The organism is Enterococcus sp. DIV2385, from assembly GCF_051711925.1.
Classification (GTDB): Bacteria; Bacillota; Bacilli; order Lactobacillales; family Enterococcaceae; genus Enterococcus; species Enterococcus faecalis.
This window is the reverse complement of record NZ_JBIONV010000001.1, coordinates 1,987,382-2,009,548: the sequence shown is the minus strand read 5'-3', so window position 1 is coordinate 2,009,548 and position 22,167 is coordinate 1,987,382. Positions and strand designations below refer to the sequence as shown.

Annotated in this window: 18 protein-coding genes, 1 pseudogene and 1 other annotated feature; of the genes and pseudogenes, 15 read left to right on the top strand and 4 right to left on the bottom strand. The window is 36.7% G+C overall.

Annotated elements, in window-relative coordinates; genetic code table 11:
- The first annotated feature begins 43 nt into the window (after window positions 1-43).
- The 14 genes from IGM04_RS09675 to IGM04_RS09610 all read left to right on the top strand — a co-directional run bounded on the left by IGM04_RS09675 (window position 44) and on the right by IGM04_RS09610 (window position 16,352).
- Entirely contained in the window at window positions 44-4,348 is a 4,305-nt protein-coding gene (locus IGM04_RS09675) for a bacterial Ig-like domain-containing protein (protein WP_086318043.1), read from the top strand.
- A 198-nt stretch (window positions 4,349-4,546) separates the two neighbouring features.
- Entirely contained in the window at window positions 4,547-5,248 is a 702-nt protein-coding gene (locus IGM04_RS09670) for a hypothetical protein (RefSeq protein ID WP_077932778.1), read from the top strand.
- Window positions 5,249-6,685 carry a helix-turn-helix domain-containing protein gene (locus IGM04_RS09665; RefSeq protein ID WP_002380625.1) on the top strand — a complete coding sequence of 479 codons (1,437 nt, stop codon included), beginning with the start codon at window positions 5,249-5,251 and terminating at the stop codon, window positions 6,683-6,685.
- A 243-nt stretch (window positions 6,686-6,928) separates the two neighbouring features.
- Window positions 6,929-8,116, top strand: coding sequence for an FtsW/RodA/SpoVE family cell cycle protein (locus IGM04_RS09660; protein ID WP_002367107.1), 1,188 nt, complete (start codon window positions 6,929-6,931; stop codon window positions 8,114-8,116).
- Window positions 8,117-8,140: 24 nt separating this feature from the next.
- Window positions 8,141-8,500: an arsenate reductase family protein gene (locus IGM04_RS09655; protein ID WP_002359675.1), complete on the top strand. Its 360-nt coding sequence runs from the start codon at window positions 8,141-8,143 to the stop codon at window positions 8,498-8,500.
- A 5-nt stretch (window positions 8,501-8,505) separates the two neighbouring features.
- Complete coding sequence (locus IGM04_RS09650; RefSeq protein ID WP_011109554.1) at window positions 8,506-8,820, top strand: glycine cleavage system protein H; 315 nt, start codon at window positions 8,506-8,508, stop codon at window positions 8,818-8,820.
- Between the two features lie 53 nt (window positions 8,821-8,873).
- Window positions 8,874-9,121: a binding site (T-box leader), on the top strand.
- 113 nt (window positions 9,122-9,234) lie between these two features.
- Entirely contained in the window at window positions 9,235-10,272 is a 1,038-nt protein-coding gene (locus tag IGM04_RS09645) for a methionine ABC transporter ATP-binding protein (RefSeq protein WP_002396218.1), read from the top strand.
- Window positions 10,265-10,951, top strand: a complete 687-nt coding sequence (locus IGM04_RS09640; protein WP_002362617.1) for a methionine ABC transporter permease — start codon at window positions 10,265-10,267, stop codon at window positions 10,949-10,951. The genes IGM04_RS09645 and IGM04_RS09640 overlap by 8 nt, the downstream gene beginning before the upstream one ends.
- 14 nt (window positions 10,952-10,965) lie before the next feature.
- Complete coding sequence (locus IGM04_RS09635; protein ID WP_086318044.1) at window positions 10,966-11,784, top strand: MetQ/NlpA family ABC transporter substrate-binding protein; 819 nt, start codon at window positions 10,966-10,968, stop codon at window positions 11,782-11,784.
- A 347-nt stretch (window positions 11,785-12,131) separates the two neighbouring features.
- Complete coding sequence (locus IGM04_RS09630; protein WP_002362225.1) at window positions 12,132-12,947, top strand: isoprenyl transferase; 816 nt, start codon at window positions 12,132-12,134, stop codon at window positions 12,945-12,947.
- Window positions 12,944-13,744: a phosphatidate cytidylyltransferase gene (locus IGM04_RS09625; protein ID WP_002359680.1), complete on the top strand. Its 801-nt coding sequence runs from the start codon at window positions 12,944-12,946 to the stop codon at window positions 13,742-13,744. Before IGM04_RS09630 ends, IGM04_RS09625 begins: the two co-directional genes overlap by 4 nt.
- A 763-nt stretch (window positions 13,745-14,507) precedes the next feature.
- Window positions 14,508-15,158 (top strand): diphthine--ammonia ligase, encoded by a 651-nt coding sequence (locus IGM04_RS09620; protein ID WP_086318045.1) that lies wholly within the window; start codon window positions 14,508-14,510, stop codon window positions 15,156-15,158.
- An 87-nt stretch (window positions 15,159-15,245) separates the two neighbouring features.
- On the top strand, window positions 15,246-15,473 hold the full coding sequence (locus IGM04_RS09615) for a hypothetical protein (RefSeq protein ID WP_002362220.1): 228 nt from the start codon (window positions 15,246-15,248) through the stop codon (window positions 15,471-15,473).
- 147 nt (window positions 15,474-15,620) lie between these two features.
- Window positions 15,621-16,352, top strand: a complete 732-nt coding sequence (locus tag IGM04_RS09610) for an HAD family hydrolase (RefSeq protein ID WP_002390007.1) — start codon at window positions 15,621-15,623, stop codon at window positions 16,350-16,352.
- 23 nt (window positions 16,353-16,375) lie between these two features.
- On the opposite strand, the pseudogene IGM04_RS09605 reads toward IGM04_RS09610, so the two are convergent.
- From IGM04_RS09605 to IGM04_RS09590, 4 genes and pseudogenes are all read right to left on the bottom strand, one after another.
- Window positions 16,376-16,570 (bottom strand): annotated as a pseudogene (locus IGM04_RS09605) (SHOCT domain-containing protein); the annotation flags it as partial.
- Window positions 16,571-16,580: 10 nt separating this feature from the next.
- Window positions 16,581-17,390: a TPM domain-containing protein gene (locus IGM04_RS09600; protein WP_086318046.1), complete on the bottom strand. Its 810-nt coding sequence runs from the start codon at window positions 17,388-17,390 to the stop codon at window positions 16,581-16,583.
- On the bottom strand, window positions 17,387-18,532 hold the full coding sequence (locus IGM04_RS09595) for a hypothetical protein (protein ID WP_033597286.1): 1,146 nt from the start codon (window positions 18,530-18,532) through the stop codon (window positions 17,387-17,389). Before IGM04_RS09595 ends, IGM04_RS09600 begins: the two co-directional genes overlap by 4 nt.
- 103 nt (window positions 18,533-18,635) lie before the next feature.
- A complete protein-coding gene (locus IGM04_RS09590; RefSeq protein ID WP_002356656.1) occupies window positions 18,636-19,868 on the bottom strand; it encodes an SPFH domain-containing protein in 1,233 nt (410 codons plus the stop codon).
- A 207-nt stretch (window positions 19,869-20,075) separates the two neighbouring features.
- Between IGM04_RS09590 and pbp4 the strand changes: the two genes are divergently transcribed.
- Window positions 20,076-22,118, top strand: a complete 2,043-nt coding sequence (gene pbp4 / locus IGM04_RS09585; RefSeq protein WP_002356658.1) for a penicillin-binding protein PBP4(5) — start codon at window positions 20,076-20,078, stop codon at window positions 22,116-22,118.
- Window positions 22,119-22,167 lie beyond the last annotated feature (49 nt).

Sequence of the window (22,167 nt, the reverse complement as noted above, 5' to 3'; positions counted from 1 at the left end):
AGCTATTATTAGGTTATATGAATTTTATTGAAAGGGGATTAGTATGAAGAAAAAAACTTTTTCTTTTGTGATGTTGAGTATACTTCTCGCACAAAATTTCGGGTTTGCCGCAAATGCCTATGCTGTAACAACGACAGAAGCACAAACAGAGACCACTGATACAGCAAAAAAAGAGGCAGAGTTATCGAACTCAACACCATCTTTACCTTTAGCAACAACGAATACTTCAGAAATGAATCAACCAACTGCAACAACTGAATCGCAAACCACAGAGGCGAGCACAACAGCTTCCAGTGATGCTGCTACACCATCTGAACAACAAACAACGGAGGACAAGGATACCTCACTTAATGAAAAAGCCCTACCAGATGTTCAAGCGCCAATTACAGATGAACTACTTGACAGTATGAGTCTTGCGCCGATTGGTGGAACAGAATACAGCCAAACAGAGGTTCACCGCGAATTAAATACAACACCGGTAACCGCTACGTTCCAATTTGCTGTTGGAAACACAGGTTATGCACCTGGATCAGTTTATACAGTTCAATTACCAGAACATTTAGGTTATTCAACTGTTAGCGGAGATGTGACGGGCATTGGCGCAACTTGGGCAGTCGATGCGGCAACCAAAACATTAAGTATTACGTTTAATCAACGAGTTTCAGATACTTCCTTTAAAGTAGAACTAAAAAGTTATCTAACAACAGAGGCGGAACCATTAATCAAAATTGAAACTCCAGGAAAAAATAAAAAAACCTACTCGTTTGATTTATATGAACAAGTAGAACCAATTCAATATAACGAACGAACCAGAACGACAGGGTTAGATGGCGAAATTTTTTATAATTTAGACCGGACGTTAACTGGCAATCAAACATTAGAATTATTAACAACAGAGACGCCAGGCGCTGTCTTTGGAAAACAAGATAACTTGGAACCTCAAGTTTTCAGTTACGATGTCGACATTAATGGTCAAATTTTACCAGAAACGCAAACCTTGTTAACACCTGGCAAAGATTATACATTAAGCGATAATTCACTAGGGCGGATTGCTGTAACTGTTCCAAACATGAATCAACAAAAAGCCTATTCCTTATCGATTAATCGGACAATTTATTTAGAGAGTGCTTCGGACTATAACTACTTATATTCGCAGCAGTATCCAACAACAAAAATTGGGTCAATTTCTTTGAAAAGTACGACAGGAACTAAACAAACAACCGATTTTACTGCTAAGACGAGTCAAACAAGTAAAGTAATTGCTGATCGTGAAATGCGTAGTATGTCCTATATCAGTTTTCAAAGCAAAGGGAAATATTATGTAACAATTTATGGCACGTTAACAGAAACAAAAGTGGGTCAACAAATCGTATTAGAGAGTACAAACGGTCAAGAAATTAAGAATCCTAAATTTACGGCGTATGGTCCTTTATATGAAAATGTAAAATTGGAAGACTATTTTGATATTAAAACTGAAGGTGGCAAGCTCACTTTAACGGCCACAAAAGATAGCTATTTAAGAATAAATATTTCTGATTTAACAATGGATTTTGACAAGAAAGATATCAATCTATCATTAAGTACACCTGTAATTGGTCCCAATAAAGCCATTCAATTAGTATCTGATCAATATATTGAACCAATTAGTGTTGTTAATCCTTTGAATGCTGAAACTGCTTGGGGTAATTATGATCAAAATGGTGCCTATTCATCAAGAACAACTGTCTCAGTTATGGGAAACAAAGAGACACCGATTCAAAATTTAGAAATTAAAGTAAAGCATCCTAACTATCTTTCATTACGAGCTACAAAAGAAATTTATTTTTATTACAAGTTAGGAACGGATTATACAGTAACGCCAACGTCAGATGGCTCAGTTATTAAGTTCACTACGCCAATAACCAATGAAATCCAAATTCCAATAGGTTTTAATTATGTGCCAGATAGTTTGCCAAAAGATAAAAGTATCCCAGTCGATACGATACCGATAACAATGAGTGCTGAAGGTTTAACTCCAGTTGATACGACAGTAACTACTAATAGTAAGCGTGGTTCTGAACGAACACTTCAAAGTAGTAAAAATCAATTCCTTGTCAATGCACGAAATGATTCTTTTGACTCACTAAGCGTCCGTACAAAAATTCCAGCTGGCGCCGATGTTCTTTTTGACATTTATGATGTTTCAAACGATCAGGTAGATTCAATTTATCCACAATACTGGGACCGCGGTCAATACTTTGATAAACCAATGACACCAAACAGCCCTGGATATCCAACGATTACTTTTGACGAAAATACCAATAGTTACACGTTTGATTTTGGAAAAACCAACAAACGTTACATTATTGAGTATAAAAACGCCAATGGCTGGATCGACGTGCCAACTCTTTATATAACAGGGACAGCTAAAGAACCACAATCGAATAATAATGAAATGTCTGCTTCGGTTTCTGTTCAAAATGAAGCGTTAGACATTTTGAGTGCAACACAAGCGGCGAATCCAACATTAAAAAATGTAACAAAAACAACAGTAACAACAAAAAATATTGATAATAAAACACATCGTGTGAAAAATCCAACGATTGAATTAACACCAAAAGGCACAACCAATGCTCAAATCGATTTGAATTCTATTACCGTGAAAGGCATGCCAGAAGATGCTTATTCATTAGAGAAGACTACAAACGGTGCGAAAATTATTTTTAAAGACTATACATTGACAGAAAACATTACGATTGAATACAATACTGTCTCTGCAAACTCTGGCCAAATCTATACAGAAACAACAATCGACTCTGAAACATTGGACCAGATGTCTGCTAACAAGAAAAAAGTCACCACTGCACCAATCACATTGAAATTCTCAGAAGGCGATGCGGAAGGTATTGTTTATTTAGCAACTGCCACATTCTATACGCATAACATAGAGGATGAAAACCAAGCAATTGCGAAGGTTTCTTTTGAACTAATTGATAATGTCACGCATACAGCAACCGAATTTACAACAGATGAAAAAGGTCAATACTCCTTTGATGCCATCATGACAGGTGATTATACTTTGCGAGTAACGAATGTACCGCAGGAATATTCCGTGGATGAAGAGTATTTGACAGGAAAAGCCATTAAGCTGGTCAAAGGAGACAATCAACTAAAAATTCCATTAACGAAAACAATTGATCACAGTCGTTTACAAGTCAAAGATTCAACGATTTATGTCGGCGATTCATGGAAACCAGAAGAGAACTTTGTTTCAGCGACAGATAAAACAGGCCAAGATGTCCCCTTCGAAAAAATCACTGTTTCAGGTCAAGTTGACACTAGCAAAGCAGGCGTTTATCCAATCGTATACAGTTACGAAGGTAAAGAAGAAACAGCCCATGTGACCGTCAAACCCGACCAATCTAAGTTAGAGGTCAAAGATACAACGATTTATGTCGGCGATAAATGGAAACCTGAAGATAATTTCGTTTCAGCAACAGATAAAACAGGTCAAGACGTTCCTTTTGAAAAAATTGACGTTCAGGGAACAGTGAATGTCGATAAAATAGGCGATTATGAAATTGTCTATAAAAATGGCACAAAAGAAGCGAAAGCAATCGTTCATGTTCGTGATGACAGTCGCTTACAAGTCAAAGATTCAACGATTTATGTGGGTGATTCATGGAAACCAGAAGAGAACTTTGTTTCAGCGACAGATAAAACAGGCCAAGATGTCCCATTCGAAAAAATCACTGTTTCAGGTCAAGTTGATACTAGCAAAGCGGGTATTTACCCAATCATTTACAGTTACGAAGGTAAAGAAGAAATAGCTAATGTGACCGTCAAAGCCGACCAATCTAAGTTAGAGGTTAAAGATACAACGATTTATGTTGGTGATTCGTGGAAACCAGAAGATAATTTCGTTTCAGCGACAGATCGTGACGGTCATGCTATATCCTTTGATAAGGTTCAAGTAAAAGGGGAAGTTGATACAAAGAAAACAGGAGAGTACCAGATTTCCTATACCACTGAGCCAGTTAATGAAACCAAACCAGCTGTGCAGTCACGACTTTTCTCAATGTTTTCAAACGAAACACCTCGTCAATTGACGACAGTAGCAACTGTTCATGTGATTGATCGTAATCCTACACCACTACCAGATAAAAATGAGAACAACCAGACTAGTTCCTCAACGAATCAAACCACGATAAAACGTAGTCAGTATGTCACACATATTGTGAAACCTGACAAGCAAGGACGTTATCCAAAAACGGGAGAACAAACTAATGGTCTCTATCGTGTGCTAGGACTTGTTGTGTTACTTATTGTGATTATTAGTGGTATAGTCATCAAGAAGAAACGAAAATAATTAGATGAGCGTGGGGCAAAAGTTTAAAGTAACTTTTGTTCCACGCTTAAAAGATGAATAAGTGCATGAATGAGGGTAGCTGTTTCCTTGGAAAATAGGAAGTTTTACAAGTGACTTTTATTTTAAGAACACCTATTAGCAGGTTTTTCTGTTAAGATAGTTATTTTTATGAAATAGTTTGGAGGAATAAAAAACGAGATGAACCAGCGAACTATTTATTATGGTAGTATCGGCACAGCCTTATTTCTTTCTTCAGGAATGTTGATTGCTTCAGTGAATAGCTATGCAAACGAAGCGACAACACCAGGCAAATACACCGTGACTTATGAAGTGGATGGCAAAATTGAAACAGCAACCATTACGGTCAAAGAAAATCAAACGGAACTTAAATTAAAAGACACGTTTTTAGGAGTTAATCAAGCATGGTCCCCATTAGACAATGTCGTTTTTCTAAAAGATAAAGAGGGTTGCCCTTTAAATTTAGAAAATGTAATTATAGAAAATAATGTAAATACTCAAAAAGTAGGCCTTTATTTTGTAACCTTCCGTTACGAGTCATACCTTTCTATTGCGAAGGTGTATGTCAACCCTACTAATTTTGCTGCAGAGGGGAATATGCTTGCAGAGCTTCCTTATAGTCAAGCAATGATTGGCCCAGAAAGACCAATTATTGCCTCGAGACAGGACAAGGAGCAACAAACAAAACAGGAGAAAAAGAAAAATAAAATTGAACAGGAACGAGTAAATAAAAAAGTGCTGTTAAATGATGAGTTGTTGAAAAAAATAGATACGATAGCCCCAGTGGAAATTACTGGAGGAGCGGCAAGTGGGTCCTCTCAATTTGGCACCACTTTAAGCTTCCTGTCAGGCTCACTTTTGTATGGAACAAGGAGAGTTTAAATGGAATTCTTGTTATTAGATGATCGGGAAAATTTAAAATTAGCGATTATTAGAAAGTTAGAGCAACAATATTCATTTTCTGAACGAAAAGATCGTTTATGTAAGCAATTAGCTATTTCTCCTTATTTGCTAGAACGGAACATAACAGAAATCAATGCAGATTTGCAACGCTTTGGTCTGATTAATGAGATGGAAATCAGTGAAAAAAATAATGAAATTTTGTTATCTCAAAGCCTTCGTATTTCTTCAAGTATTATTGAAGAATATTATTTAAAAGACTCGTTAGAATTTAATCTATTAAAAACGATTTTCTTTCATCAGTTTACCTCAATCAAAAAATATGGCGAAAAGCACGGGATGAGTCGAACGGTTGTATACAAAATTGTTGACCATATCCGGAAAGAATTAGGTCAATACGGTATTAAGTTATCCAAAAATTTACAACTTAGCGGCAATGAAATGGCGATTAGACAATATTTTACTATGCTTTATTACCGAATTTACAAAGATTCTGAAGAATTATATAATCAAACAGATCTTCGCGCAGTGAACCAATTATTGGCTCAATTGAAAGGCTCTTATGAAAATATCACTAATTTTCATTTATTTAAACATTATGTATTGGTGGCGTTAGAACGAACGCAAAGAAAAGCTAATTATTTTTTATCCCAAGAAGAAAATCCATTCGTTTTTGACGAAGAAAGTTCGATTTATCAAGAAATTCAATGTTGGATCAACGAAGTGATGAAGGCGACTCATGCAGAGAAAAACGCAGAAATTCAAGGGATTATCGGCAATTTATCAGTTTATCAAAGTGAGCTTATCTCGGAACATCTGCTGAGTTCTCACAATGAGGCAATTACGGCTACGAAAACATTATTTTTTTCTTATATGCCGTTTACAATTTCGGACGAAGAATTTTATCAAGAAATTGTTCCGATTATTTATCAACATCGTTTTATTACGCCGTTCATCGATATCACCTTACGAATTATGGATTTAGAATTTTTTCAGGAACGCTACCCAATTGTTTTTAATAGCTGTCGTCAGTTTTTATTTGCGTTGGATTGCTCGGCGTTTGAGTTTAGTAAGCTTTCTTTATTTTTTGATTTGCTATTAGTGTTATCCCGTCTTTATGACCAAAGGAATGAAAAAAGCACGATCAATCTTTATGTGAATTTTACGCAAGGAGAAAAATATACTCAGTTTATCAAAGAACAAATCAAAATATTCGAATCTTTCAGCATTCACTTTCATTCAGCGATTCGACCAGATACTGATTTAGTAGTTTCGGATTATTTACCAAAAACGTTATTTTCAGTAAAATGTTTAATTTGGTTAGCGCCCCCGCGAGCCAGTGACTGGCAAAATTTTGGCAACGAAATTGTCCGAATTAATAAAGAGCTACAACAAACAAAACAAAGAAAAAGCGAATAAAAACAGTCGCAACGTGTTTTAGTTGCGACTGTTTTTTGTTACTGAATGTTTATAGTAAACTTTCTCATTATCACTGATGTAAAAAATTTTAAATAAAAGCCAAATAGGATTGAAGAAAAAGAAAAAATTGCTAGTGAAGGACCAATTCTCTAAAGTTTTTCTCAAATATAGTAGAATTCCTTTCTTTTCTTCTGTGAGAAAGATATAATAAAAAACGTATGAACAAAGGAAAAGGGATGACGAATGAATAGAAAAGAGAAAACAAATTTAGATAGTCGAATTGATTACGGCGTGATATTACCAGTTTTTCTTTTATCACTAATTGGTATGCTATCGCTTTACGTAGCGCTTTACAATGATCCAAGCAAACCTAAAATTGGTAGCTTGTTAATGAAACAAGGACTGTGGTATTTAGTCGGAGGATTAAGTATTGTCATTATTATGCATTTTAGCTCAAAATTACTCTGGCGGTTAACGCCCGTTTTTTATGCACTTGGATTAGTATTAATGGGATTACTACTGAAATTCTATGACCCCGTACTAGCAGAGCAAACAGGTTCTAAAAACTGGATTCGCTTTGGTGGCACCACATTCCAACCATCGGAATTGATGAAGATTGCGTTTATTTTGATGTTGGCCTATATAGTGACCATGCATAATGTTAAATATGTGGACCGAACACTCAAAAGCGACTTTTGGCTAATCGCTAAAATGCTATTAGTCGCGATTCCGGTAATTGTTTTAGTACTTTTACAAAAAGACTTCGGGACGATGTTAGTTTTCTTAGCCATTTTTGGGGGAGTTTTCTTAATGTCTGGCATTACTTGGAAAATTATTGTGCCCGCCTTTATCATAGCTGCTCTAGTCGGAGCTGGAACCATCTACTTGGTAACAACAGAAACAGGAAGAGACTTATTGTCTAAAATTGGCATTAAAGCTTATCAATTTGATCGGATTGATTTATGGCTAAATCCTTTCCATACAGATCCAGATCGCTCATTCCAACCAGCGCTAGCATTAACAGCAATTGGTTCTGGGGGCCTTTTCGGAAAAGGCTTTAACGTGAGTGATGTGTATGTCCCTGTTCGTGAGTCAGATATGATTTTTACAGTTGTTGGTGAAAACTTTGGCTTTATTGGTGGCTGTTTCATTATTTTGTTGTATTTTATTTTAATCTACCGCATGATTCGCGTTTGTTTTGATACAAATAATGAATTCTATGCCTACATTGCCACAGGAATTATCATGATGATTTTGTTCCATGTTTTTGAAAACATTGGAGCGAATATTGGTTTACTACCATTAACTGGGATTCCATTACCGTTTATTAGTCAAGGTGGTTCTTCCATTTTAGGTAACATGATTGGGGTGGGCTTAATTATGTCCATGCGTTACCAACAAGAAACGGTTCGTACCAGAAGTGGTCGTTAAAGAAAGAAGAAAGAAGGGGTAGAAATGTACACACTTTATGAATATCCTAAATGCTCAACTTGTAAAAAAGCGAAAGCGTGGTTAGACCAACAAGGCGTTAAATACCAAGCAATTGATATTAAAGCAACACCGCCTAGTAGTGAACAACTAGCAAAATGGATGAAAGAGACTGGCTTGCCTGTTCGTCGTTTTTTTAACACAAGTGGGGTTTTATATAGAGAACAAGGCTTAAAAGATCTTGTTGACAGTTTTTCTATTGAAGAAGCAAGTCAGCGTTTAGCTGCGGATGGCATGTTGATTAAGCGTCCAATTCTCTTAAAAGATAATACATTTCTAACGAATGGTTTTAAAGAAGCAGATTACGAAGGAGTGCTTGGAAAATGAGTGAAATGAAACAAATTGATCAATTATGGATCTTACCAACAGAAGCAGGTTATAAAATTGGTTTAACCGCCGAAGCCCAAGAGGATTTAGGAAAGATTACTTTTGCAACGTTTCCAAAAGTCGGACAAACATTAGCTAAAGGTGACTCTTTAATTGAATTAGAAGCAGAAAAAGCAGTCAGTGAATTCAGTAGTCCATTATCTGGTAAAGTAGTCGCGATTAATGAAGCGGCTGATCAAGAGCCAAGTGCGTTAGATGAAGAAAATGCCTGGATTGCTGTTTTAGCAGATGTTGAACCAACAGAATTTGAAAATCTTTAGTCTTACGTTGACAAGGCCAATGTTTATTGCTATAATTTTCTCAATCTAATCAAAAGAAAGCTTTGAAAAGAAGAGTACATGTTAAGGACGTTTGAAGAGAGCCCTGTTTGCTGAGAATGGGTAACAGATTTAAGATGGAAGATGGTCTTTGAGCAGAGTAAGTGAGCGAAGCAGTGAACTTACTACGGGGCGCCCGTTACAGCCAACGGTATGCGAAGAATCAAGTACCGTATGAGGTTATTATTGAGAAATAATAGCGAATTAAGGTGGTATCACGAAATGACAAACTTTCGTCCTTTTTGCTGTAATAGCAAAAGGATGGAAGTTTTTTTGTTTTTATTAAGCAAATTCGTTTCATAAAAAGTGCGAAACCTTCAAAATAAGAAAGTAGAACAGAAAGAAGAGGAGAACAAAATGGCATTAATTGAATTACGTCATGTAAAAAAAGAGTTTTCCGGTAAAGCGGGTAAAGTCACGGCTTTAAAAGATATTGATTTAACGGTTGAATCAGGTGATATTTATGGCATTATTGGCTATTCAGGTGCAGGAAAAAGTACGTTGGTTCGCCTATTGAATGGGCTTGAAACACCTACAGAAGGTGAAGTAGAAATTCAAGGACAAGATATTGCATTGTTGCCAAATAAAGAACTACGAAACTTCCGTAAAAAAATTGGGATGATCTTTCAACATTTTAATTTATTATGGTCACGGACGGTCCTAGAAAATATCATGCTCCCATTGGAAATTGCTGGTGTTCCAAAACAAAATCGGAAAAGCCGCGCAGAAGAGTTAATCAAGTTGGTTGGTTTAGAAGGACGGGAAACCGCCTACCCAAGTCAACTCTCTGGTGGGCAAAAGCAACGAGTGGGGATTGCCCGTGCCTTAGCTAACAATCCTGATATTTTGCTTTGTGATGAAGCAACGAGTGCTTTGGATCCGCAGACAACTGATGAGGTGCTAGAATTACTACTAAAAATCAACCAAGAATTAAATTTAACGGTTGTATTAATTACCCATGAAATGCACGTGATTCGTAAAATTTGTAATCGCGTAGCCGTGATGGAATATGGTGAAATTGTTGAAGAAGGTAAAGTAATCGATATTTTCAAAAAGCCTCAAACAGAAATTGCGAAACGCTTTATCCAACAAGAAGCGGATAAAAACATTGAAGAAACGGAACTGGTTGTTGAAGAAATGTTGGAACAATATCCGAATGGAAAAATTGTTCGCCTACTTTTCCACGGCGAACAAGCGAAATTGCCAATTATCTCGCATATTGTCCGAGAATATCAAGTAGAAGTCAGTATTATTCAAGGGAACATTCAGCAAACAAAGCAGGGTGCAGTGGGTTCTCTTTATATTCAATTATTAGGCGAAGAGCAAAATATTCTAGCAGCCATTGAAGGATTACGTAAACTTCGTGTAGAAACAGAGGTGATTGGAAATGAATAATCGTGGCTTAGCAAGTTTCTTTGATTTTTCGCAAATTGATATAAGTAAACTACAAGAAAAAACGATTGAAACACTCTATATGACAGGGATTTCAATCATAGTGGTCGCCATTTTAGGGCTGATTTTAGGACTACTACTTTTTGAAACGTCAGGCAGAAAAGGGATTTTGAGCCGATTACTGTATTGGCTAGTGGCCATTTTTGTAAATATTTTCCGTTCGATTCCGTTTATTATCTTAATCGTTCTGTTAATTCCTTTTACAAAAATTATTTTAGGGAGTATGTCTGGTGTCAAAGGTTCCTTACCAGCTTTGATTATTTCCGCAGCACCTTTTTATGCTCGCATGGTCGAAATTGCTTTTCGTGAAGTTGATAAAGGCGTGATTGAAGCAGCCAAAGCAATGGGGGCCAATCGTTTCCAAATAATTTGGAAAGTTCTATTACCAGAAAGTCTGCCAGCGCTTGTTTCTGGCTTAACCGTTACAACCATTTCCTTAGTGGGCTATACTGCAATGGCAGCTGCTATTGGAGCGGGCGGTTTAGGAAGTTTGGCGTATCAAGATGGCTTCCAACGTGGTCAAAATACAGTTACCTTAGTAGCAACGATTTGTATCTTAATTATTGTCTTTGCGATTCAATGGATTGGGGATACAGTCGCTAAAAAAATAGATAAACGATAAATGGAGGGAATAAGATGAAAAAACGTACATTATGGTCAGTAATTACTGTTGCAGTAGCTGTCTTAGTTTTAGGGGCTTGCGGCAATAAAAAGAGTGATGACTCGGTCTTGAAAGTTGGAGCTTCACCAGTTCCACATGCAGAGATTTTAGAACATGTAAAACCTTTATTAGAAAAAGAAGGCGTAAAACTAGAAGTGACGACTTATACAGATTACGTGCTACCTAACAAGGCGTTGGAAAGTGGCGATATCGATGCCAACTATTTCCAACATGTGCCGTTCTTTAATGAAGCGGTTAAAGAAAATGATTATGACTTTGTGAATGCAGGTGCGATTCATTTAGAACCAGTAGGGCTTTACTCGAAAAAATACAAATCGTTACAAGAAATTCCTGATGGTTCAACGATTTACGTTAGCTCTTCCGTTTCAGATTGGCCACGTGTTTTAACGATTTTAGAAGATGATGGTTTAATCACGCTGAAAGAAGGGGTAGACCGGACAACTGCTACTTTCGATGATATTGATAAAAACACTAAAAAGTTGAAATTCAATCATGAAAGTGATCCAGCAATCATGACCACTCTTTATGACAATGAAGAAGGGGCTGCGGTTTTAATTAACTCAAACTTTGCCGTGGATCAAGGATTAAATCCGAAAAAAGATGCGATTGCCTTAGAAAAAGAAAGTTCACCTTATGCCAATATTATTGCGGTTCGTAAAGAAGACGAAAACAACGAAAATGTAAAAAAATTAGTCAAAGTGTTACGTAGCAAAGAAGTCCAAGATTGGATTACGAAAAAATGGAACGGTGCCATTGTTCCAGTCAATGAATAAAAAGAAAAAGACAATAGAATAAAAACTTGAGGTCGGGACAGGCGTGTTAAGCTTCAAGAAATAAGAAGAAAGTTCTGAAAGATGCTTTTTGTCTCTCAAGGACGTTCAGCTTATTTCCGAAGAAGCTACTCCTGTCCCGTTGTTTATTTAAAATTTTAGGGCTAGGCAGATACATCATGTTGATTTACCTGCCAAGTCTAAGTTTTTTTCTTTTAAAAAAGGACTATAAATGATAAAGTTACAAGGAATTTCTTAATTATCAGGAAAATTCAGGGACTATGCATAGGCATTTGCATTAGTTATTGTTATAATAATTAAGATAGATTTTTTGGAATGGAGGGAAAAAGATGTTACGTTTTTTTCCGCAAAAAAATAAATATGTAGAAGAAGCAAGCCAGTACGCCTTTGATAAAGAAGGCCAAATTCCGCAGCACATTGCCATTATTATGGACGGAAATGGACGGTGGGCACAGAATCGAAGACTGCCGAGAATTGCTGGACATAAAGAAGGCATGGATACGGTTAAAAAAATAACGAAGCATGCTAGTCATTTAGGCGTTAAAGTTTTAACACTTTATGCATTTTCAACGGAAAATTGGAAGAGACCAACAGATGAAGTCAATTTCTTAATGCAATTGCCTGTTGATTTTTTTGATACATTCGTGCCTGAATTAATTAAGGAAAATGTTAAAGTCAATGTAATGGGCTACCAAGAGTTTCTACCAAGCCATACGCAAGATGCTGTTAAGCGGGCCATTGAGCAAACCAAGGACAATACGGGCATGGTTTTGAACTTTGCTTTAAATTATGGGGCGCGTGCGGAGCTACTAACTGCCATGAAACAGATTGCTGCAGAGGTTTCAGAAAAAGCATATACGGCAGATGAGATTACAGAAGAAACGATCGCAGATCACTTAATGACTGGCTTTTTACCCACGGAACTTCGTGATCCAGAATTGTTGATTCGAACAAGTGGGGAAGAGAGAATTAGTAATTTCTTGTTATGGCAAATTGCTTATAGCGAGTTGTTTTTTACAAAAGCATTATGGCCTGATTTTTCAGGGGACACTTTAGAAACCGCGATTGCTTCTTTCCAAAATCGTAATCGTCGTTTTGGAGGTCTAAAAGAAACTACAGAAACAGAAGGGAGCGATCCGCAGTGAGACAACGTGTCATCACAGCTATCGTCGCATTAATCATCTTTATTCCAATTATCTGGTATGGTGGTTTTGCAATTGAGATTGCCGCTGTTGCTTTGGCAGTAGTCGGCGTGTACGAGTTATTCCGTATGAAAGGATTAACGTTATTAAGTTTTGAAGGTGTTTTATCAGCATTAGGGGCCGTTTTTTTAGTTATCCCAACAATTAAATGGTTAAACTTTTTGCCGGAAATGCAAACAAATTTCATTTTATTTTATGTCACTGTAATGTTGTTGTTAGGTGCTTCGGTAATTTCTAAAAATACATATACGATTGAAGAAGCTGGCTTTCCAGTTATTGTCAGTTTATATGTAGGGATGGGGTTCCAGAACTTTATTAGTGCCCGTTCCGCAGGTTTTGAAGTCTTGTTATTTGCTTTATTCATTGTCTGGGCAACGGATATTGGTGCATATCTATTTGGACGCCGATTTGGTCGTCATAAATTGATGCCAGATGTTTCACCCAACAAGACAATAGAAGGTGCACTTGGTGGTATTTTATCAGCCGTGGTTGTAGCAGCGTTGTTTTTAGTTTTCACAGCTAATAAAGGGCTATTTCCTTATCCAATGCCGGTGATGCTCGTATTGACGGTTCTATTTTCTATAGTAGGGCAATTCGGTGATTTGGTTGAATCTTCTATCAAACGTCATTATGGCGTGAAAGACTCTGGTAACATCTTGCCAGGACATGGCGGTATTTTAGATCGTTTTGATAGTTTATTATTTGTTTTCCCAATTATGCACTTATGTGGATTATTTTAAATTGATTAACAAAATTTAAAAAAGTATCGTCAAATAAGCAAAAATCCAGAAGAGTCTCTCTTCTGGATTTTTACTGTTTATTGAGATAATGCGTGAAACACTGACAGGGTATGTTTGAGATAAGTTTAACTTTAAACATACGGTGGTTTTACTCTTTAATTGACAATAGCCTTCTCTTTAAAGAGAAGGCTATCTAACGAATCAATATTATTATTTTAAAGTTGGATCAGACTATTTCTAGTATTCAAGTATTTTTCATTTAAGCGATGTATTCCCTACCTCTAATACATCCTTGTATCTCTCTAGACACGCCAGTTTTGAATAAAATCATCAAAACAATTGAATGGTTCGTTTAAAAATATTTTTCGTGTTCTAATTATTATAACATAAAACTCGTCAACTGACCACTAGCTGACGAGTTCATAATTTTTCCAGATAAATAGACAGCCGTTTTCCGCCGACTGTCTAAGATTAAGATAGATTTGTAAAGAAGTGAATAAATGCTTCCTACTATCTCTTTATAACATGAGGAAAAGAAAACTGCAAAAGATAGCTGTGTTTTTTGAAAAAAAGATCAGCTGGTTTCCGCCAGCTGATCATCCGTTGAAAAGAGATATAAAGAAGTGAATAAAGCTTGCTTTACCTCTATTTTATACCATGTTTTGATTCAAATAACTATTCAGTATTAGTTATACTTAAATAATAAATATGTATACGGATGTATTGTTTTGAGGTATAGTCATAGAGAAAAGAGGGAACGTTTATGAAAAAATTTTGTTTAAGTTATAGCTCTGGTAAAGATTGTTTATTGGCGATGGATCGATTAATACAAGCAGGAAATCAGCCAGTAGCGTTAGTGACAACATTAAGTGATGAAATTAATCGTTCTTGGTGTCACGGCATACCAATCTCCGTCTTAGAAGCAGCGGCTGAAGCGTTAGATTTACCACTTGTTATATCACATAACAATGAAACAAATTACACAGAAAAAGTGGTTGAGGCACTGCAGGAAACCAAAAAATTAGGTGCAGAAACGGTTTGTTTTGGCGATATAGATATTGAACAAAATGGTGCTTGGGATCGCCAAGTTGCATTAAGTGCTGGACTTGAACCACAATTACCTCTTTGGCAGGAAAATCGCGAAGCACTTGTCAAAGAATTCTTGGCAAAAGGGTACACAGCAATTATCAAAACGGTCAGCAAAGAGGCTGGTATTCCAATAAAATTTTTAGGAGAACCGTTAGATGAAACATTTATCACGTACCTTAAAGAGCATCAATTAGATATTTGCGGAGAAAACGGGGAGTACCATACGTTGGTAATTGACGGCCCGCTATTTAAAAAGAGGCTCAATTATTATACTTCAGGAATTTATGAAAGTTCTTATGCTTATTCTTTGATTATTGATGCTTAAATGAAAGTAAAAGGACACAAGCTGCCACTTTTTCTAGCTATATGCTATAATTAACTTAAGAAAAGTATAGAAAGTGAGTGGTTAATTATGGAAGAAACTGTCTTTTTTAATTTAGGAAATGCCCTTGCTTCAAAAAGAGATCAAAAAGAATTAATTAAAGAAGCCCAAATTGCGAAAGATACTCGAAAGATTCCAGGAAAACTGATTATCGTTGAAGATGAAGAAAATGGTACCCATATTTTATTTGAATTAGCTGATCAAACAGAACCATCTGCTGAAACAAAAGAATTCAAAGTGAAAAAAGTGATTGATTAATAAAAAAGCAACGAATTTTTCTAAATTCGTTGTTTTTTTATATTTTTTTACACAAATGATACAAAAAGAATATCAAAATCAAATAAATGATTAGTATACTTGAAGAAACAAATAGGAAGCAAAGCAAACGTTTTGAGGTGTTCTTTCATGGAAAATCGAGGAATTTTATTTGATAAAGATGGTACGTGTATTCGTTTTGACACTCTTTGGCAAGCAGGTTTGCAAGCTTGTTTTGAAACACTAAGTATGTTAGCCCCTCATCATTCAGCAGAAATAAAAAAGATATTAGCTATTCAGGAGCAACGTTTTTTGCAAAAACATTTACTTGATGAAGTCCTTTATCAGGAACTTTATCAGGAATTGGCGCAATTTGAGGAATTAGTCGAACAGGGAATCAGCAGTCGATGGCTGGAGCAATTTTTTTATGATTATTTACGAAAAAATCTGAAAAAGATTGAACCAATTGGTGATTTAAAACAGTTATTTCTTGAGCTAAAACGGAAGAACTATAAAATTGGATTAGCAACTTCAGATACTTTGCCAGCGACTATGTTGATTATGGAATATCTTGGTTTAACAGAAATGTTTGATTTTATTGCGACAGGAGATCGTTACTTACCGAAACCAGATGCGGACATGCTCCAAGCCTTTTGTCAGTCATGTCAATTGAAGGCGACAGAAGTAATTATGGTAGGTGATTCGCTCGTGGATGTTTTCATGGGAACGTGTCATGGCAAAGCAGGAATTGGTGTTTTAACCGGCAACTGCCAGTCAACTGATTTTGAAAAGTTTGAAGTAGCTTATTTTCGTGATATCCATGAAATACCTTATCAAGAATTATGGGAAAATACCAAGAAGAAAAAAATCCTGAAAAGATGACGAGTCTTTTCAGGATTTTTTTATTAATCTAATTGAAGCAATTGCCGTTTCTTTTGTTGAAATTCTTCTTCTGTTAGAATTCCTTCATCAACTAACAGTTTTAAATTTCTTAACTAAGCCATTACGTCTTCAATAGTGCTAGGTGAGTTTTTTTGTGAATCAAATAGTTTTGGTTCAATCGGTTGGTTTTTATCACTCTTTATAGGAGTTGGTATTTCTACGAAAAATCTAAAAACTTCGACCGCCGCCACCGAATGTGCCGCCGCCAGTTGAGTGGGTGGTGCTACCACTACCGCCCATTCCGCCACTGCCGCCATTGTTTTTAGGAATACGACGCGTAGTGATGAAAGAGTTGGTTAACTGATCTGTGCGGGAGGTTAAGTTTAAAGTTGTTTTTTCCCTAAAGGGATATTGATAACTTGAAAATTTTAATTGGTATTTAGAAATATTGATGCCTAAGAAGACCAAGCTGAGTATTAGCGCAGCAGCAAAAGCAATTACCATTTCCAGAGGGGTAATGACTTTATAACGGGTGATTTTACCTGTTTCGCTATCCACACGATAGTGCCCCCCAGGAACCCCTTTATCAACAAATGTTTGAGTTTCCTGAACAAAAGTTTGAGCAGCCGCAAAATAATTTCCTTGACTCATCCCATCCATTACTTTATCTAAGGTATCATCAATTCGTGCATCCGTCATATAATCAATCATGTTTCCAGAAGTAGAGATGTAGACTTTCCGTAAGTCCATATCAATGAGAAAAAGAATCGCATTTTGATCCTTGCCAACTTTATTTAAAAGATAATGATCTGCATATTCTTGTTCATCGCCATAGGTATTATTATTTGTGGTCACAATAAAGACAGAGGCTTTTGTTTTTTCTTCTAAAGGTTGTATCTCTTGCTTTAGTTGGTTGATTTGATCAGGTGTCAGTAATTGTGCGCCATCATCAATTGAATTTTCAGCCGCCGAAACGGGTAGGGCAAGGCCAAAGGTAAGAAGTATTAGGAAAAAAATAGGTAAAAGTCGTTTTTTCATAGGAAATAACCTCCTAATAAAAAGAGTGCTAAGAGTCCAGCGAAAATGCCTAACGTTGCTAGTCCTAAACGGGTGTAACTAATTGGAAGCACACCGCTTACTTTACCTGTTTGTCCATTCATGGCATAATAATAAACTTTTTTTGATTGTTCCTGACTGCGATAGGTGACTAACCAAATTGGCAAAAGCATATAGTGATTATTTTCTTGGTTTAGAGAAATATCCGTGCGAACATTTGTCAACGTAGTATAACCAGAAGCAGAGTCCCGTAACAATGATTCCGAATAATCTTGTAATTCTTGTTGGACGTGTTTTTTGATTGCTTCATATTCAATATCGCGTTTTTCTGCTTGGAAACCTGCTAGGTATTGGCTTTTGAAAGGCACCGCTTGATCAATTAAAAATGGTTGAACGCCTTCCACCATTTTTTGTTGGACGTTTTTTGACAAGGCATTTTTAACTAATTCTTTAAACGATAATTTTCCTGAACGTCCCACATTGAAACGTTTTGTTTCGGTGTATTCAATATCACCTACGCGCCAAATGCGAATACTTGTGCCAGTAGCTTGCAGTTGTCCGTCGACTTCTGCATCAACGACCCAATAGGGGAAGTAAACCCCAGTTAATTTATCGATTTGATTTTTGCTGAAAAAATCTCGAGGAATGAACCATTTTTTCTTGGTCCAAGCGAGAAATTTTTCAATCGCTTCGTCTTTTTCAATTGTAAAGGGTAAGACGTTTTCTGGTAAAAATTCGCCACTTAATCGACCAGCCAAGACAACTGGATTATGGCAATAATAACAGTATGTGGCTGCCGTTGTTGCATCGGTGACAATTTGAGCGCCACAGCTGGGACAATTAAAAATTTCCATTGTGCCTGCATCTGCAGCTGCTTCATTCTCAGTGGTCTCTGTTTGTTGCGTAGCGGAGGATTCTTCTTCCGCCGTGAAAGTCAAATTTTCCTCGTCAGTCGTTGTTGTGGGATTCTCTAAATGCGCCTCATGTTGCTGTTGCTCATAACGAGTCACTTCTTCTTCCGTGTAAATATTTAAACAATATTCACAATGAAATTTTTGATCTTTGGGATTAAATAAGAGCGGGCCGCCACAGTTGGGGCATTTATGGGTAAATGTTGTTTCCATTGCAACCGTCCTTTCTAATAGAGTGAGTAAATAACAGGAATCTGATTCAAAGAAAAAGGGTAGACTTGTGCCTGACCCTTTTCTTTAATTGTTCACTACTTGCTTATAAAGGAACCCCTTGGAATGGTTTACCACAATGTGGACAGAACTTAGGAATACCATTACTTAAGTCAACAATTTCGCTACATTCACTACATTTCATTTCTAATTTTGGTTTTTCGTTTGTTGGTTTTGGTGTACCACAGTTTGAACAAAACTTCCCAGTGTTTTCAGTCCCACATTGTGGGCAAGTCCAAGTGTCTGTAGCCCCTTGTGCGTTTTGCTGGTTTTGTTTTTCTTGCATTTGTTGTTGGTTTGTTTGAGACGCTTGCGCAAAGTAGTTGCCATTCGCATTCATGCCCATACCAACGCCCATAAAGCCGCTCATAGCGCCACCTTCATTTTTACCAGCAGCCTCCATACCACGAGCCAAGGAACCTTGAACATAGCCTTCGCGAACACCTGGATCGCTGAGCATAGCACCTTCATTTCGCATGTTGATTAATTTAGTTGAATCATCTGTATAAGAAATGCTTGCAACTGCTACAGAAACAATTTCCATGCCGCGATTGGTGCGCCAATCCTCGTCAAGCGCAGTTTGCATATATTTGCTTAATTCAACACTTTTTGAGGGAACATAAGAAATACGTTGTCCATCAGCAGACATTTGATTGATTGCTGCTTGCAATGCTGTAATGAACTCTGCCAAATATTGTTCATTAATATCATTAATATCTACTTGCGTTTGGTTTTTAGGAATCGCATTAGTATAAAATAGCAAAGGATCTGTAATTTTAATTGAGTAATTTCCGTGTGCACGTAAGAAAAGTTCGGCATTATAAAAATTATCAAAATAGTTTAATGGCGCAGGTGTTCCAAATTTAATGCCTTTAATTTCTTGCAAATTAATATAAAAAACTTGTTGTTTTTGTGGAGTTACGCCACCAAATTTGAAACGACTGAAGGTCTCTGCAATCGCATCTTTTAAAGAACCGTTAAACATTGAAGGCGCAGAATCATTTTTGACTGTATAATAGCCTTCTTCAGCAGTGTAATCGATGATTTTGCCACCATCGACAAGAAGCATCATCATGTTGGGATAGACATGTACAACAGATCCATCTGTTAAAACATCGTCCGTTCCTTTACGATTAGAACCACGTTTATCATCTTTACGCACAAAAACACCTTTTGTCATGACGGTTGTGTCCCCCATATTATCAGGTTCAATAACCTCTAGCCATTGATCGGCCAAGCCACCGCCAACTGAACTTGTTGCTGCTTTAATAAGTCCCATGTTCATTCCTCCTAATAAAAAACTAATTGTTACAGCTAGTATACCACACAATGAATGCAGAGAAATCCAACGAAAGCCTGATGAAATGGAAAAATTTGATCAAACTTTATTAAGAAATTAAAAAAAGTATAGGTGAAACACAAGCATTTTAAAAAAAGTTACGTATAATAGAAGAAAAGACATATTATATAGTTAGGGGATTATTGAATGGAACGAAGCAATCGTAATAAAAAATCTTCAAAAAAACCACTTATTCTTGGTGTTTCTGCCTTGGTTCTAATCGCTGCTGCCGGTGGCGGGTATTATGCTTATAGTCAATGGCAAGCCAAACAAGAATTAGCCGAAGCGAAGAAAACAGCTACTACATTTTTAAACGTATTGTCAAAACAGGAATTTGATAAGTTACCGTCCGTTGTTCAAGAAGCTAGCTTAAAGAAAAATGGCTATGATACTAAATCTGTTGTTGAAAAATACCAAGCAATTTATTCAGGGATTCAAGCTGAAGGAGTCAAAGCTAGTGATGTTCAAGTCAAAAAGGCGAAAGACAATCAATACACATTTACCTATAAATTATCGATGAGCACGCCTTTAGGCGAAATGAAAGATTTGTCTTATCAATCAAGTATCGCCAAGAAAGGCGATACCTACCAAATCGCTTGGAAGCCGTCTTTAATTTTTCCAGATATGTCAGGAAATGATAAAATTTCGATTCAAGTAGATAATGCCAAACGTGGAGAAATTGTCGATCGTAATGGTAGTGGGCTAGCAATTAACAAAGTGTTTGACGAAGTGGGCGTAGTGCCTGGCAAACTCGGTTCTGGCGCAGAAAAAACAGCCAATATCAAAGCTTTTAGTGATAAGTTCGGCGTTTCTGTTGATGAAATCAATCAAAAGTTAAGCCAAGGGTGGGTCCAAGCAGACTCCTTTGTACCAATCACAGTCGCTTCTGAACCAGTGACAGAATTACCAACAGGGGCTGCGACAAAAGATACAGAGTCACGTTATTATCCGCTGGGGGAAGCAGCTGCGCAATTAATCGGGTATACGGGCACCATTACTGCAGAAGATATTGAAAAAAATCCAGAGTTAAGTAGTACGGGCGTAATTGGTAAAACTGGTTTAGAACGAGCGTTTGATAAAGAATTAAGAGGGCAAGATGGTGGCTCACTAGTTATTTTAGATGACAAAGAGAATGTCAAAAAAGCTTTACAAACCAAAGAGAAAAAAGATGGTCAAACGATTAAATTAACGATTGACAGTGGCGTACAACAACAAGCCTTCGCTATATTTGACAAACGTCCTGGTAGTGCGGTCATTACCGATCCTCAAAAAGGCGATTTATTAGCAACGGTTAGTTCACCTTCGTATGATCCTAATAAAATGGCCAATGGTATTTCTCAAAAAGAATATGATGCTTACAATAACAACAAAGATTTACCATTCACAGCACGTTTTGCGACAGGCTATGCACCAGGCTCTACCTTTAAAACAATTACCGGTGCCATTGGTTTAGATGCAGGGACATTGAAGCCAGATGAAGAGCTAGAAATTAATGGTTTGAAATGGCAAAAAGATAAATCTTGGGGCGGCTATTTTGCGACACGTGTAAAAGAAGCAAGTCCAGTCAATCTGCGTACCGCTTTAGTTAATTCAGATAATATTTATTTTGCCCAACAAACATTACGGATGGGAGAAGACAAATTTAGAGCGGGTCTTAATAAATTCATTTTCGGTGAGGAACTAGATTTACCAATTGCCATGACGCCTGCTCAAATTTCAAATGAAGATAAATTTAATTCTGAAATTCTTTTAGCAGATACGGGCTACGGTCAAGGTCAATTGTTAATTTCGCCAATCCAGCAAGCTACCATGTATAGTGTTTTCCAAAATAATGGAACATTAGTCTATCCAAAACTAGTTTTAGACAAAGAAACGAAGAAAAAAGACAATGTAATCAGCGCCAACGCAGCGAATACAATTGCCACAGATCTTTTAGGTAGTGTGGAAGATCCTTCAGGTTATGTTTATAATATGTACAATCCGAACTTCTCATTGGCTGCTAAAACAGGAACAGCTGAAATAAAAGATAAACAAGATACAGATGGCAAAGAAAACAGTTTCCTTCTAACGTTAGATCGTAGTAACAATAAATTCTTAACAATGATTATGGTTGAAAATTCAGGAGAAAATGGTTCTGCAACAGATATCAGTAAACCATTAATTGATTACTTAGAAGCAACCATTAAATAAAAAGAGAAAATGAACGAAACGAGGTTTCTGTAAAAAGAAACCTCGTTTT